We start from the raw sequence: 15,365 nt of genomic DNA, 5'->3' as shown, positions 1-15,365 counted from the left end.
ATTGGGCGGCTTGGTGCCAGTTGTCAGCCGCCTGACATCCATTCAGCACTACTCTCTCAAGGAAAGGGGAGAACAATGGCAGAAGAAGTAACCGCTGCCGTGGAGGAGGAGCGCGAGCTCGCCTCCCAACCGATTCCCGGCCTGGTGCGTAAGTACACCATCGTCACCGGCCAGGGCATGCTCGCCCAGATCATCATGGTGGTCCTCGAGGGCCTCGTGATGGGTTGGGGCCTGGGTGCCCACGGCCTGGCCTGTGTCTCGATCATCATGTCGGTCGAGTACATCAACCTGGCCTTTGGCAACCTGTTTGGCACCGGCGTGCCCGCCGTGGTGGGCAACCTTTTGGGTGCCGGCGACATCAAGGGCGCAAGCAAGGCTTTTAGCCAGGGCTTTTGGCTTACCACGATCGTGAGTGTGCTGCTTGCTGTGGTGATGGCCGTGTTTACCGAGCCCATCTGCGCATTCTTTGGCGCCACGCCCGACATCATGGCCGATACCGTTGCCGGCGTGCGCACCTTCGCCGTGCTGCTGCCGCTCACGGTCATTGGCCAGATGATCACCGCTGTGATGCGTGTGGATGAGAAGGTTCAGATCCAGGCCAACCTCATGACCGTTTCGGCTATCGTCGCCATCTGCTGGCTCGCGCTTTCCACGTTTGTGCTCAAGTTTGGCGTTATGGGCGCCGGCGTGTACTACGGGCTTTCCATCGGTATCTGGGCCATCGGTATCTTCTGGTTCATCGGGGGCAAAAAGTCCCAGCTCCAGATTAGCCTGGCCGACCTTAAGCTCGACCTCGCCATCTGCGGCCAGATCTTCAAGATCGGCTTCCCGTTCTTCCTGGTCCAGGGCGCGACCTTTATCTTTAATACCGTTGCCAACTCGCTTTTGGGTTCGCTCGGCGGCGACATGGGCTCGCTCTACATCGCAGCCTTTGGCGTGATCAACGGCTACATCCTCTACATTACCATGATGGTTGCCCAGTGCTTCTCCTACGGTCTGCAGCCCATCGCTGCCTTCAACGCTGGTGCAAAGGCGTGGGCGCGCCTTAAGGAGACACTCTCTTGCACGCTTAAGTACCAGGTTGTGACGCTGGCGCTGGTCACCGTCGCGCTCTGGCTTGCCGCCACTCCGGTGTGCGCCTTCTTTGCCGGCAGCGATCCTGCGCTCGTTGAGGTTGCCGCCAACGCCACGCGTACTGTCATCCTGGCTGTTGCCCTGGGCTATCTTGCCATGACCATGTCGATGTATTTCCAGGCGGTCGAGAAGGTTGGTGTCGCCACGTTTACCGGCCTGCTTCGCTATGTGATCTGCTCGGTGCCGCTTATGTACCTCCTCGGCAACATGATGGGTGTCGAGGGCGTGTGGATCGCCCTGGTGGTGGCCGATGCCATTACCGGCATCATCTCCATTGCGCTCGCCGCGCACGAGTCCAAGCGCCTGAGCGGGCTTCCCGCGTAGCCAACGCGCGCTTGCGACACATGACAGCGACTGTTTAATGTAAGCCGCCGCAGATGCTCCCAAGGCGTCTGCGGCGGTTCTTTGCAGCGAGGTTCAAATAGGCAATCTGCCAGCGCTACTTTCAAATTAGAGGCCGGCTTATGATTGTTCTCGAACCAATGCCATGAGGCCCAGGCGGTTTTTGACGCCGAGCTTGTGATAGAGGGCGTTGACATGCTTTTTTACGGTCGACTCCGAGATATAGAGCTCCTCGGCCATTTCGCGGTTGGTCTTGCCGGCAAGCATCATCTTGAGCACCTCTGCCTCGCGGGGGAGGACTTCGAGCTCGCTGATGAGCGCCTCTAAGGGATTCTCGCAAGCTTGCTGTGCGGTGCTCTGCGCAAGGATCCCGTACAGGCGCAGGCTCAGGTGCCGCGCGAGCTGGCGTAGGGCTTCGAGCTCTTCGTCCGAAAAATCCCCCGCTTCTCGTGCGCGAAACAGCGTGAGCGACCCCAGGGATGTGCCCCCGTGCGCGAGCGTGGCAGTGCAGCCATAGTAGATGCCGAGCGGCTTCATCCACTCCTGATAGATGGGCGTTGCGTTGCGGCGCTCGACATCCACGAGGTCCAGGTCGCGATAAACATGCACGTTGTGAACGTCAAAGCTCCAAAGGGTGTAGTCAAAGGCGGCATAGCGTTCGTAGTAGCTCTCGAGCTGGTCTTCTGCCATGCCACGGGCAACGGGGCTTACGAATTCTGTCTGTCCGTGTGTGCCGGCGCGTGCGATATCAAACATCGAGGCCCGGTGCGATATTACCTGATTAACCCTATCAAGAAGCCCGGCTTGAAGCGTGGCGAAGTCGCCGCAGCCATGAATCCATAAGGCGCATTCGTTGAGGGCGGACCAGCGGCTCCCGTGGATCTCATCGGGGTTAAAGCGGGTATGCGTGGTATTGGTCATGGATGTCCTTTCATGCGGCTTTGTCAGTATGACACGTCTCGCGCGCCACTAGAACTTTAGGTCAGTGAACGGTGTCCTTTTGGGTGGCGAAAGGGTCCCCTAGGCCCATTGAGAGTGGGCTTCCGGAGCCGCACAATGGGGCCGTCATCACAAAGGGTCGTCCATATCGTTAGGAGCCAACATGAAGACCATTTACGAGAGCGAGTCTACGCCAAAGAAGGACGGATTCTACATGCCCGGCGAGTACGAGGAGCAGGAGCGCACCTGGATTTTGTGGCCGCATCGTTCGGATGTGTGGCGCTGCGGTGCCAAGCCGGCGCAAAAGGTCTTTACCGAGATTATTAAGACCGTTGCACGCTTCCAACCCATCACCGTTGGTGTCAATGCCGAGGATTTCCCTGCGGTGTGCGAGATTTTCGATGGCGTTGAGAACGTGCGCGTGATTCATATGGAGTACAACGACTCCTGGATCCGCGACCCCGGCCCGGCGTTTCTTGTTAATGACAATGGTGAGGTTGCTCTTTCGCACTTCCACTTTAATGCTTACGGCGGTTTCATTGACGGCCTGTATTTCCCGTGGGACAAGGATGCGAGCATCGGCTTGCAGGTGGCGCAGCTCGAGCAGGTCAACCGCTATCGTCCCGAGGATTACATCCTCGAGGGCGGCTCGTTTAACTGCGACGGCCAGGGCACCGTGGTGACCACCGAGATGTGCCTGCTCAATGAGGACCGCAACCCCCAGTACACCAAGGAGCAGATCGAGGAGAAGCTTGCCGAGTACCTGGGCATCGAGAAGGTCATTTGGATCAAGGATGGCATTGACCCGTTTGAGACCAACGGGCACGTGGACGACGTCGCATGCTTTAGTGCGCCCGGCGAGGTCTGCTGCATGTGGACCGATGATCCCAACCATAAGTTCTACAAGGAGTGCCAAGAGGCGTATAAGACGCTTTCCGAGACGACGGATGCCCGTGGCCGCAAGCTCAAGATCCACAAGGTGATTATGCCTGCGACCTCGGTATATATGACCGAAGAGGAGGCCAGCACGATTGACCCCGTCGAGGGCGTGCTGCCGCGTACCCCCGAGGACGCTTTCGAGCCGAGCTACCTCAACTTCCTGCCCATCAACGGCGCAGTGCTTGTACCGCAGTTCGGCGATCCCAATGACGCCCAGGCGCTCAAGGATATCCAGGCTGCTTATCCGGGCCGTGAAGTCATCGGTATCATGACTCGCGAGGTTATCTACGGCGGAGGCAACATCCACTGCATCACCCAGCAGCAGCCCAAGGCGCGCTGCAAGTAGAGGCGGTTGCAGGCACACGGGGTAGTGTCGATATGACTTGGGGCCCGCTGGCGCACACGCTGGCGGGCCCTTTTGCGTGCGGCGGGCAGCGTTGCACGCGGGCACTCGGGTCTAAGCGAGGGTACCAGGGGCCTTGCTTATCGTCGATAGTTGGTCTAGAATCGTCGATAGTCGATGATAGGGGGTAGCATGCAGCTTGTTGAAAGTGAGACCGTGGAGTTCAAGTGCACATTTACCCCTAAGCTGCTCAAAGCTGTGGTGGCGTTTGCCAATTCGAATGGCGGTACCTTGTATATCGGAATCGACGATTTTGGCAGCATCGTCGGCGTGGACGATATCGATGCCACCATGCTTCAATGCTCTAATGCAATAACCGATGGCGTGTATCCCGACGTTTCTGAAATCACGACGGTCTCCGCATTGGACATCGATGGCGTAGCGTTGGTGAAAATCGAGGTGGAAGCGGGTCCTCACAAGCCGTACTGCCTGTGCTCGAAGGGATTTGTTCCCGCCGGGGTATATCGGCGCCTAGGTCCTGCAAACGTGCCCATCGAGATGGCCCAGATCCGCTCGATGATCAAGCGCACCGACGGCGATTATTTTGAGACCGAGCGCTCTCATGAACAGAGCTTGACGTTTTTTGAAGCCGAGCGGGTCTTTAGGCGCGCGGAGATTACGTTTGACCAAACCTCTCAAAAGAATCTCGGCCTTATCGATGAGCTGGGCTTTTACACCAATTTGGCACTGCTGGTCTCTGACCAAAACCCCTTTGCAGTCCGCGCTGGCCTCTTCAACGACGATGCGTATACCGAGTTTATCGACCGTCAGGATGGCGAGGGCTCGATCTTCAGGCAGATAGAGGATATCGAACGGTTCCTCAATATATCGAACGCAACGCGTATGTACTTTGTGCCGGGAAGGCTCGATCGCATAGATAAGGACGACTATCCCCGCGAGGCTGTTCGAGAGGGAATTCTGAACCTGTTTATCCATCGCGACTACGAATCTTCGGTGGCGTCTCTTATCAAGATGAGCCGTACGGCGCTTGAATTTACCAATGCGGGAGGGCCGCAGCACATCAGCGTCGAGGAGGCGCTTGCGGGCGGCTCGGACGCTCGGAATCCAAAGCTGCAACTGCTCTTTTTGCGTCTGGGGATGGTTGAGGCGTTTGGAACGGGCCTCAAGGGGATCCGTGCGCTCTATGAGGCAGAAGGGTTGGAACCCGAGGTCTGCGCCTACCCTGCAATGTTTAGGTTGTCGCTGCCCAACGTCAACGCCGTGCGCAATTCCTATCTGACGCCTCGTGGCAATAGCGGTCCCAACTTGCGTGGGGATTACAGCGATTATGAGCAGCTCGAGCGGGAAGGGGCGCTGCCGCCCGATGTTTCGCAGGCGTTTGCATCCGTGCGAGCGCAGCGAGAGGGGCACGTGTCGATGAATGGCGACTGCGGCCACGAGGTGCGTGCCAAGCTCGTGGAGGAGCTTGGCTTTGATGTTGCGTGCAAGGCGTCCGCGATGCTACAGGATGTCTCGGACGAGCGACGTGGTGGATACGCTCGCACCTTGATTCGCTTTGCCCTTGAGCGGCCCCGCGGTTTTACGCGCCAGGATGCTTCGGACGCTCTGGGAACTGGGCGCGACGTGACGCTGCGGGTTATCAACGGTTTGCTTGAGGAAGGCGCACTCGTTAAAGAGGGGCGCGCTCGGGCGACGAGATATCGCGCTGTCGGGCAGGTTTAGGGACGGGCGGTCCGGCCCCCTGGGTTATTCCTGGGCAGAGGCCAAGGGCCGGGTGCCCGGCTCGCCTTGATTGAAGGAGTACTTAGAGCGTGCCTCCGTACATATAGACGATAAATCCGTCGCCGGTGTCCTGGCTGTGATCCTCCAGGATGCGCTTCATGTTGAGGTGCTCGTAGAACTGCCAATCGGAGTTGCAGTCGCTCATCAGGAAGAATTTGGTGCACCCGGCTTTGGCGAGTTCGGCGCGCGCAAGGTCGATGAGCGCACGGCCGAGCCCCTTGCCCTGCCATTCGGGCACGATGATGATCAGGTTGAGCTGGCCCTGGGCATATTCGTTGCCCGTGGCGGCAAAGCGGTCGGCTGTTGCCTTCTCGCGGCTATCGCCAAAGAGCGAGCCTTCGAGCTTGGCATCGGCGGTCTTTGCCATCTCGGTTGCCTGGGCGAACATCTCGTTGTAGCAGGGCTCCCACGTGGGATTGGTGCGTGGTTTGCCGTCTTCGAAGATGCCGATGCAGCAAGCGGCGATGATGCGGCCTTCAGCTTCGGCAACGAGCGCGATGGGGGAGCGCTGCAGCTGCATGGCGATGTTAAAGCGCGCACAGAAATCGGCGGCTTCGACGTCGCCTCGGTTGCGCAGCGTGTTGCACCACAGCTGGTTGTAGATGGCGGCGATGCCGGCCAGGTCATCGAGCGTGGCGGCACGCAGAGTTACGTTGTCAAGGCTCATGGGGGCTCCTTCCAAGTTGGGTCAGGCCACTTCTGAGTGTGACATGGCCGCAGGGCGCCCGCATCAATCATTCGGCAGACGAGCCCCGATACCTCGGGGACGGAGAGGTGGCAATTGGGTAGTCATTGGGGATGTTCTTAAACGACCAGTCAAACAAGAGCGTCCCCAACGACTACCTAGCTGCCAGATTTGGCAACGCCGATGTCTTGGTAGTGCCAGCGAGCGACGTCCAGGGCGAACAAGTTGGCATGAAAAAGGCAAGGCATAGACCTTCTGGTCATGCCTTGCCTTTTGAATGACAAATTGTCGCCCTGGGCGGCGCGCAGCGTCGAGCCGTTACGCGGTTTGGTAAAACCGCGTAACCTAGATCCGCTCTGCGATCTCGTGGATGAGGTAATCGGTCTTTTCCCAGCCTAGGCACGGGTCGGTGATCGACTTGCCAAAGACGCCACCGTCGACCGGCTGGTTGCCGTCCTCCAGGTAGGACTCGATCATAAAGCCCTTGACCAGCTTGGAGATGGACTCGTTGCGGCGGCAGCTGTCGAGCACCTCCTTGCAGATGCGGTACTGCTCCAGCGGGCGCTTGCCCGAGTTGTCATGGTTGCAGTCGATGACCGCCGCCGGGTTGGCGTAGCCGGCATGCTCGGTATAGCGCTCGGCCAGGCGCTCCAGGTGCTCGTAGTGGTAGTTGGGGTAGGTGCGACTGTCGAGACCGATGTAGCCACGCATGACGGCGTGTGCGAGCGGGTTGCCGTCGCACTCAACCTCCCAGTTGCGGAAGATGAAGCTTTGATGTGCCTGGGCGGCGTAGATGGAGTTAAGCATGACGGTGGTGGAACCGGCGGTGGGGTTTTTCATGCCCACAGGCACCGAAATGCCGCTCGACACCAGACGATGCTCTTGGTTTTCGACCGAGCGCGCGCCCACGGCAACGTAGCTCAGCAGGTCGACGAGGTACTGGTAGTTGGACGGGTAGAGCATCTCGTCGGCGGTAAAGAAACCGGTCTCCTCGATGACGCGCAGGTGCATGTGGCGGATGGCCTTGACGCCTTCGAGCAGGTCATCGGGCGCCTTGGGATCGGGGTTGTGCAGCAGACCCTTGTAACCGGTGCCCTTAGTGCGCGGCTTGTTGGTGTAGACGCGCGGAATGATGATGAGCTTGTCCTTGACCTCTTCGGCGACCTTGGCCAGTCGGTTCATGTACTCAAGCACCGAGTCCTCGCGGTCGGCAGAGCACGGGCCGATGATGAGCGCTTTGCGTGTGTCCTCGCCGGTAAAGACCTTGGCGACCTCGGCGTCGAATGCCTGCTTTTTGGCGGTAAGCTTGGCGGAAAGCGGCATTTCCTCGCGGATCTCCATGGGGATCGGCAACCTGCGCTTGAATTCCATGGCCATATGGGGCCTCCTTTATCAATTAACGGCAACAATTGGCGAATTCTCGAATGCTCGGCATTATCCGCTGTCGCACGCTAAAGTGCAAGTGAAACCTGCCGAAAAGGGACAGGTTTATTTTGGTCGGTTTTATCTGGGGAAATGTCGGCGCTCGCCGGAAGGGGAGGGCCAACGTACGGCACGCTGGAGCAAGTTGGATCTTCTGCGGCATACCCTGTGGACAAAAAATGGCAAATATGAGTACTGTTGCTAGCGTAGTATCATATCGATCTTACAAGATAATAGACACAACAGTAAATATGTTCATTAACGTTGGCACACAGAAGCATGCTACCGGGCATTTTGATCAATTTGAAGGCATATCTAGGCCGCAAAGAGGTCGTTTGGGGCAGTTTTGGCTGTTACTAAAAAGGTGACAGTACTCATATTTGCCATTTTTTGTCCACGGGGCCTTGAGGGAGGCCGTTAATCAGGTCCCGGGGGAGGCGGTTCGAGGGCCGCAGAACAAAAAACGGGGGCACAGTTCATTCTGCGCCCCCGTTTTTGGGTATTGCGGTTGTTTGCCGCCGGTTTTACGCCGCTTCGTCGAACTGCGAGTTGTACAGGTCCGCGTAGAAGCCGCCTTGGGCGAGCAGCTCGTCGTGTGTGCCCTTCTCGACGATGTCGCCGTCGCGGATCACCAAGATTACGTCGGCGTTGCGGATCGTGGACAGGCGATGCGCGATGACAAAGCTCGTGCGGCCCTGCATCAGCGCATCCATGGCGCGCTGGATGAGCTCCTCGGTGCGGGTATCGACGTTGGAGGTCGCCTCGTCCAGAATCAGCGCCGGGCGGTCGGCCAAAATGGCACGGGCGATGGTCACGAGCTGGCGCTGACCCTGCGACAGGTTGGTGCCCTCCTCGTTAATCATAAAGTCATAACCGCCGGCGAGCGTATGGATAAAGTGATCGCAGCGTGCGGCGCGTGCAGCGGCCTCGACCTCGGCATCGCTCGCGTCGGGGCGTCCGTAGCGGATGTTCTCACGGATGGTGCCGTTAAACAGCCAGGTATCCTGCAGCACCATGGCAAACTCGCCGCGCAGCGCCGCGCGGTCCCAGTCGCGCACGTCGACGCCCTCGACACGCAGCGAGCCGCCGTCCACGTCGTAGAAGCGCTGCAGCAGCTTAATGAGCGTGGTCTTGCCGGCGCCGGTGGGGCCGACGATGGCGATGGTCTGACCGGGCTGTGCCTCGCAGCTAAAGTCGTGGATGATGGTCTTGTCGGGCGTGTAGCCAAACTTGACGTGGTCGAACTCAACGTGACCGGGGCGCTTTTCGGGAATCTGCGCGTCGGCCTTCTGCTCCTCCTCGGGCGCGGCCAGGAACTCAAACACGCGCTCGGTGGCAGCGGACATCGACTGCATCGTGTTGCTCACGTTGCCCAGCTGCTGCACCGGCTGCGTAAAGTTGCGCACGTACTGGATAAAGCTCTGGATGTCGCCGGGCGTGGCGTTGCCGGTCAGCGCGAGCTGCGCACCCACCACGACGACGCCCACGTAGCCCATGTTGCCCACCAAGCTCATAAGCGGCATCATCAGGCCCGACAGAAACTGCGAGCGCCAGCCACTAATAAAGAGGCGGTCGTTTTGACGGTCGAACTCCTCGATCGAGGCCTCGGCGCGGTCAAACACCTGAATGACGTTCTGGCCGGCAAAGTCCTCCTCGATAATGCCGTTGACGGTGCCCAGGACCTGCTGCTGCTCGCGGAAGTACGGCTGCGAGAAGTGAATCATCACGGTCAGGATAATCGCGGCTGCCGGCAGCGTGAGCACGGTAACGCCGGTGAGCGGCAGGCTGATCGAAAGCATCATGACGAGCACGCCGATAATCTGCGTCACCGACGTGATGAGCTGCGTCACGCTCTGGTTGAGTGACTGGCCGAGCGTATCGACGTCGTTGGTGATGCGGCTGAGCACGTCGCCCTTGCTGTGTCCGTTAAAGTAGTTCATCGGCACGACGGCGATCTTGGCGGCGATCTCCTTGCGCATGCGATAGCAGATCTTTTGCGTGACGCCGGTCATGAGCCAGCCCTGGATGAGGCTGCAGGCAGAGCTTGCCAGATACAGGCAGAGCAAAAAGCCGAGCGTCTTGGCGATCCAGGCAAAGTCGACATCGCCGGTGCCGTTGACCTTGGCAACCAGGCCCTCGAACAGTTTGGTCGTAACCTGGCCGAGCACCTTGGGTCCCACAATGTTAAAGATGACCGAGCACACGGCAAAGGCGACGGCGGCAAACACGGCAACCTTGTGTTGACCGATATAGCCGAGCAGCTGCCTCATGGTGCCCTTAAAGTCCTTGGCCTTTTCGCCGCGGCCCATGCCACCCATGCGGCCCATGGGACCACGCTGGCGGGTGGGTTTGGGAATCTGAGTCTTGGTCTCGTCTGCCATTAGTGCTCGCCTCCTTCCATAACGGCTGCAATCTCTTCTTGGGTAAGCCCCAGCTCCTCGGCGGAAAGCTGCGACTGTGCGATCTCCAGGTACGCCGGGCAGCTGTGCAGCAGCTCCTCGTGCGTACCGGTGCCCACCACGTGGCCGTCGTCGAGCACGATAATCTGGTCGGCGTGCATGATGGTCGCGATGCGCTGGGCCACGACCACGAGTGCGGCGTCGGTAACGTTTTTGGCAAGCTCCTCGCGCAGGCGGGCGTCGGTCTTGTAGTCGAGCGCGCTAAACGAGTCATCGAACACCACAACCTCAGGCTTTTTGGCCAACGCGCGGGCGATGGCCAGGCGCTGGCGCTGACCGCCCGAGACATTGGAGCCGCCCTGGCTGATGGGGGAGTCGTAGCCGCCCTCGCGCTCGGCGATAAAGTCCTCGGCCTGTGTGATGCGTGCCGCCTGGCGCATGTCATCATCGCTCACCATGTCGCCGGCAAACTTGAGGTTGCTCTCGACAGTGCCCGAGAACAGGCGTCCCTGCTGCGGGATATAGCCAATGCGGCGGCGTAGCTCGGAAAGGGTCATATCGCGCACATCGACGCCGTCGAGCGTAATGCTGCCGCCGGTGACGTCGTACAGGCGCGGAATCAACTGCACGAGCGTGGACTTGCCCGAGCCCGTGGAACCAATGATGCCGAGCATCTGGCCGGCATGCGTGGTGAAGTTCACGCCGCTGATGACATCGGCGCGGGCATCGGGATACTGGAAACTCACATCGCGGAAGGTGAGCTCACCGCGCGGGGCGCTGGCCGCGGGCAGTTTGGGCGAGACGGGGTCGTTGATGCTCGTGGGGCAAGTGATGACCTCTTCCACGCGCTCGGCTGCGACCTCGGCACGGGGTAGGATGACCGACACCATGGTGAGGATCATAAACGCCATGACGATCTGCATGGTGTAGGAGATAAACGCCATCATGTTGCCGACCTGCATCACGCCGTCGGACACGCCCTGTGCACCAAACCAGACGATAAGCACGGTGATGCAGTTCATGACCAGCATCATGAGCGGCATCATAAAGCTCATGGCTCGGTTGGTGTAGAGCTGCGTGGTCATCAGGTCGAGGGACGCCTGGTCAAAGCGCTCGAGCTCATACTCCTCGCGGTTAAACGAGCGGATGGGCATAAGGCCGTCGAGCAGCTCGCGGGCGGTAAGGTTCACGCGGTCCACAAAGCTCTGCATCTTTTTGAACTTGGGCATGGTGAGGCCCATAAGCACGCCGACGACGGCCGAGACCGCGATGATGGCCACGGCGATGGTCCACTCCAGGCCGGTGTGGTTGGCCAGGACGCGCATGACGGCGACGATGCCCATGACGGGGGCCATGAGGCACATGCGGATAAACAGGGTTGCGGCCATCTGAATCTGCTGAATGTCGTTGGTGCAGCGGGTGATGAGCGAGGCCTGGCTAAACTTGCCCACTTCGGCCGGCGAGAAGTGCATAACCTTGTTGAAGGTCTCGCGGCGCAGGTCGCGGGCGATGGAGCAGGCGGTGCGCGAAGCCACGGCACCGGTCAGGATGGTGGCGACCAACGATACCAGACACAGACCAAACATCGTGGTCGCCATGCGGCCCAGGTAGGCGTTCTGCACATCGGCGGGGTCGATGCCCTGCGCCTTGTACTCGTCCTGCACGTAGGTCACGGCGCGCTGCGTGACAATGGAACCCGACATGGAGCCCATTTTGTCCGCCATACCGTTGGCGCCCTCGACGAGCTTGCCCTGGTCGATTAGGTCGCCTTCAACGCCTAGACGCAGACTCTTCATGGTGATCTTACCGTCGTCAGCATCAATCTGCTTTTGCATATTCTGCGCCGCTGCGGCCTTCTGCTGCATCTCGGCGAGCTGCTCGGGCGTCATCGCTGCCATCTGCTCGGGGGTGGGCATGGACGGGGCGGCGTTGTTGCCCTCCTCGCTGGACGTGCCCATCATGTCGCCCATGGAGCTGGCGTCGATGCCTTGGTTGAGCGAAAGGACGACGGTCTCGGGCAGGCTCATGATATCGGCGAGCTTGCTGCCGTCGGCGCGCTCATCCTCGGTTCCCCTGTACGTGCGAATGCCGTTTTTGTCTGCCTTGCCAAACGCAGCTTCTACTGTCTTGGCGTCCTTGGCGCTCATAAAGAGTTCGAGGTCGTCGAGCGATTCGGCACGAATGGTGTCGGGCACGGGCGAGGCGATGCCGCCTTGCTGCACGCCCACGTCGACGATGTCGCTCATATAGGTAGGCAGTGCCAGATCGGCGTTGCAGCTGATTACGATAAGTACGATAGCTGCGAACAGTGCTGGGACATGCTTTTTAAAGAGCTTGAGAATCCTCACTCGGCATCTCTCCTTTCTTGATTGCGGTCGATAATTTCGTTGGCATGTCTTAGAAGACGCACCATCTCTTGGGTATCTGTTTCGCCGAGCTGCTCGAGGAAAGCCGCGGTGCGGTTCTCGAATTCCCGACGCTTGATTTCGAGATCATGGAATCCCTTGTCGGTCACCGTGACGTGTACGCGACGACGGTCGGTCTTTGAGTGCTCACGCTCAACCCAGCCCTTGGCTTCGAGAGCGCGTAGGATATTGGCGATGCGGGCGTTCGAGACCCAGGCGCGATCAGCGAGTTCGCTCGGCGTGAGCGAGCCGCCAGCGAGTATGAGGGCGCGCATGACAGCCATCTCGCCGCCGAGAGCTTTGTCCGCAAAGCGCGAAATGCGCTGATGCATGCTGCCAAACTCAGTTAAGAGCTGACGCCCAAGCTCATGGAAATCGGTATCTTCCACCGAAAACCCCTAACACTAGAAACTATTTTCGGTGAAAGATGATACCCATGTGCGCGCATCCTAACCGGCAGATTTTGAGGCATGTCCCAAAAATCTACGTGGCTGCCAGTCAATATAAAGAGCGTATAAAGACTTAAAATCATTCAATAATTGTAGCGTTTCAAAGAATTATCATGCACGCGGTTAGGCGAGGGGTTGTCACCACCATGACGACTGGGACTCATATAATCGCCACGTGCGATGCTCCAACTTCCCGCAAGGAGACACCTTATATAAAGGGGGATGGAGTCATGGCATTTGACTTCACGGGCAAGACCGCGATCGTTACCGGTGGCACTCAGGGCATTGGCCTCGAGATCGCCAAGGGCATCGTCGCGGGCGGCGGACACGTCGCGCTCATCGCAAGGAACGCTGCTAAGGGCGAGGCCGCTGTGGCCGAGCTTGGCGAGGGCAACAAGTTCTATCAGCTCGATGTTGCCGATGCGCCCAAGGCGCGTGAGACCGTCGAGCAGATTTTTACGGACCTGCCGCAAACCAACATCCTGATCAACTGCGCTGGCGTCATCAGCACCAAGAAGTTCGACGAGATCGATGACACCGAGTGGCGTCGTACCATCGACATCAACCTCAACGGTACCTTCACTATGATGAATGCTGTGTACCCGCACTTTAAGGCGGCCCATGCCGGCACTATCGTCAACGTGAGTTCCGTTGCGGGCAAGATCGGTGGCGGCCTGCTCGGCACCGCGGCTTACGCGAGCTCCAAGGCCGGTGTTAACGGTCTAACCAAGGCAGTCGCCAAGGAAGGCGGCAAGTTTGGCGTCCGCTGCAACGCCGTGTGCCCGTCGCTCACGTTGACCGATATGACCTCGATTCTCTCTGACGAGAACTCTCAGCGCATCATCAACGGTATCCCTCTGGGCCGCGCCGCCCAGGCCAGCGAGCCTGCGCAGATGGTGCTGTTCTTCGCTTCCGACCTCGCCAGCTTCGTGAACGGCGAGATTGGTGACTGCGACGGCGGCATCGTCCTGGACGGGTAATACCCCGCGGTGATCGTTTGGCGGCGACCCTGGCGACTCGGGGTTGTCGCCTTCTTTCTGACATAGGCGCGTGCGGCTTCGATTCGCATGCATCCAAAGGAGATATATATGAGTGAATCGACTGCGGTGGAGGCGCCGGCGGCAAAGGAGCCGTTCTTTAAGATGTCCTCCATCCCGGGTGCCAATATTTTGGTGCCGCTTTTGCTGGGCTGCCTGCTCAACACGCTGTTCCCTGACCTGTTCAAAACGCTCGGCAGCTTTACGCTTGGCATGACCCAGCAGGGTGCAGGCCCGCTCGTGGGCGCATTTTTGCTCATCGTCGGTACGACGATCTCGTTTAAGAGTGCTCCTGCCGCCGCTGCCCGCGGCGCCATCATCATCGCCGTCAAGCAGATCGTGGTCGTTGCCGTGTCGCTGCTCATCCTTTATGTGTTCAACGACAACCTGTTTGGCATCTCGGCCATGGTGATGCTGGCCGCTTGCACGGGTGCCAACAACGCTATGTACGCTGGACTGATGGGCACCATGGGCAACGAGGCCGAGCGTGGCGCCGTCGCCATCACCACGCTCGTTGTCGGCCCTCCGGTCACGATGATCGTGCTCGGCGCCGCCGGTCAGGCTCCGATTGGCTGGTCGCTCGTGGGCGCCATCCTGCCGATCGTCGTCGGCATTATCCTGGGCAACCTGTTCCCCAGCTTTAAGAAGATGATGGCACCGGCACTTTCCGCCATCATCGTGCTCGTCTTCTTTGCAATGGGCTCGACCATGACCTTTGGCCAGCTCATTAATGGCGGTCTTCCCGGTATTCTGCTCGGCGTGATCTGCTCGGTGATCTTTGCAATTCCCGTCATCGCGGTCGATAAGCTCACGGGCGGTACGGGTGTCGCAGGTGCGGCCATTTCGAGCTGCGCCGGAGCCAATGTGGCCACGCCTGCTGCCATGGCAAGCGTCAACGGGGCCATGTACGGCGGCGCCGTGCTCGCGACGGCTACGGCACAGGTTGCTGCCTGCGCAATCGTGACGGCTATTTTGACCCCGCTGGTCACCAGCTGGTGCTACAAGCATTTTGAGGGCCAGGGTCACAGCAAGGCAACGACCGACAAGGCCTCCGCAGCCGCCTAATGCCAAGCGGCAATCAAAGCTAAAAACTAGTCACGCCACAGGGCGGCCACGGGGATCCTGTGGCCGCCCTGCAGTTTCTGTAGGGTCTCTGTGACACTTTACCCTGCTAAAGCTGGCATAACAGCTAGAGTGAACGTCGTACAAAGGCAAGGAAAAATACCAAACAAATCGGTGAACGGTAGTTGTTCGCGCTCGCATTTCCTGCGGATTTGTTAAAAACGCCCTAATGGTATAAAAAAAGAAACATATAACAGCCCTGATGAAGGGGGTAGCTATGTTATCCTTCTCAAACGGGTGAAATCTTGGGTTTTGGGTTGCAGTTCCAAGGTGGACAAACGTTTTTCCCTGTACCAACGTGTGGTGAAGAACGGAAGAAGCCGGTAGTGCAAGCCGATAATTCAAG

Annotated in this window: 11 protein-coding genes; 5 read left to right on the top strand and 6 right to left on the bottom strand. The window is 59.1% G+C overall.

The features are described 5' to 3' along the window. Positions 1-75 precede the first annotated feature (75 nt). Entirely contained in the window at positions 76-1,458 is a 1,383-nt protein-coding gene (locus I2H81_RS01600) for an MATE family efflux transporter (RefSeq protein ID WP_195644280.1), read from the top strand. Between the two features lie 138 nt (positions 1,459-1,596). Here the strand turns inward: I2H81_RS01600 and I2H81_RS01595 are convergent, their stop codons facing one another. Continuing rightward, entirely contained in the window at positions 1,597-2,397 is an 801-nt protein-coding gene (locus tag I2H81_RS01595) for a LuxR C-terminal-related transcriptional regulator (RefSeq protein WP_195644279.1), read from the bottom strand. Between the two features lie 181 nt (positions 2,398-2,578). Between I2H81_RS01595 and aguA the strand changes: the two genes are divergently transcribed. Beyond that, on the top strand, positions 2,579-3,700 hold the full coding sequence (aguA, locus tag I2H81_RS01590; protein WP_195644278.1) for an agmatine deiminase: 1,122 nt from the start codon (positions 2,579-2,581) through the stop codon (positions 3,698-3,700). 189 nt (positions 3,701-3,889) lie between these two features. Continuing rightward, on the top strand, positions 3,890-5,440 hold the full coding sequence (locus I2H81_RS01585; protein ID WP_195644277.1) for an RNA-binding domain-containing protein: 1,551 nt from the start codon (positions 3,890-3,892) through the stop codon (positions 5,438-5,440). Positions 5,441-5,522: 82 nt separating this feature from the next. Here the strand turns inward: I2H81_RS01585 and I2H81_RS01580 are convergent, their stop codons facing one another. From I2H81_RS01580 to I2H81_RS01560, 5 genes are all read right to left on the bottom strand, one after another. After that, on the bottom strand, positions 5,523-6,167 hold the full coding sequence (locus I2H81_RS01580; protein WP_195644276.1) for a GNAT family N-acetyltransferase: 645 nt from the start codon (positions 6,165-6,167) through the stop codon (positions 5,523-5,525). Positions 6,168-6,530: 363 nt separating this feature from the next. Further along, a complete protein-coding gene (locus I2H81_RS01575) occupies positions 6,531-7,562 on the bottom strand; it encodes a 3-deoxy-7-phosphoheptulonate synthase (protein WP_195644275.1) in 1,032 nt (343 codons plus the stop codon). 569 nt (positions 7,563-8,131) lie between these two features. Then, entirely contained in the window at positions 8,132-9,988 is a 1,857-nt protein-coding gene (locus tag I2H81_RS01570) for an ABC transporter ATP-binding protein (RefSeq protein WP_195644274.1), read from the bottom strand. Beyond that, positions 9,988-12,354: an ABC transporter ATP-binding protein gene (locus tag I2H81_RS01565; RefSeq protein WP_195644273.1), complete on the bottom strand. Its 2,367-nt coding sequence runs from the start codon at positions 12,352-12,354 to the stop codon at positions 9,988-9,990. The genes I2H81_RS01570 and I2H81_RS01565 overlap by 1 nt, the downstream gene beginning before the upstream one ends. Continuing rightward, entirely contained in the window at positions 12,351-12,800 is a 450-nt protein-coding gene (locus I2H81_RS01560) for a MarR family winged helix-turn-helix transcriptional regulator (protein WP_195644272.1), read from the bottom strand. The genes I2H81_RS01565 and I2H81_RS01560 overlap by 4 nt, the downstream gene beginning before the upstream one ends. A 290-nt stretch (positions 12,801-13,090) precedes the next feature. On the opposite strand from I2H81_RS01560, the gene I2H81_RS01555 reads away from it, so the two are divergent. Both I2H81_RS01555 and I2H81_RS01550 read left to right on the top strand, forming a co-directional pair. Continuing rightward, positions 13,091-13,840, top strand: coding sequence for an SDR family NAD(P)-dependent oxidoreductase (locus tag I2H81_RS01555; RefSeq protein WP_006234857.1), 750 nt, complete (start codon positions 13,091-13,093; stop codon positions 13,838-13,840). A gap of 108 nt (positions 13,841-13,948) precedes the next feature. Further along, a complete protein-coding gene (locus I2H81_RS01550) occupies positions 13,949-14,962 on the top strand; it encodes a 2-keto-3-deoxygluconate permease (protein ID WP_229107992.1) in 1,014 nt (337 codons plus the stop codon). The last annotated feature ends 403 nt before the right edge of the window (positions 14,963-15,365 follow it).

Source organism: Collinsella aerofaciens, assembly GCF_015561195.1.
GTDB lineage: Bacteria > Actinomycetota > Coriobacteriia > Coriobacteriales > Coriobacteriaceae > Collinsella > Collinsella aerofaciens_AC.
The sequence above is the reverse complement of the archived record's forward strand: the minus strand, read 5'-3'. Positions and strand labels throughout refer to the sequence as shown.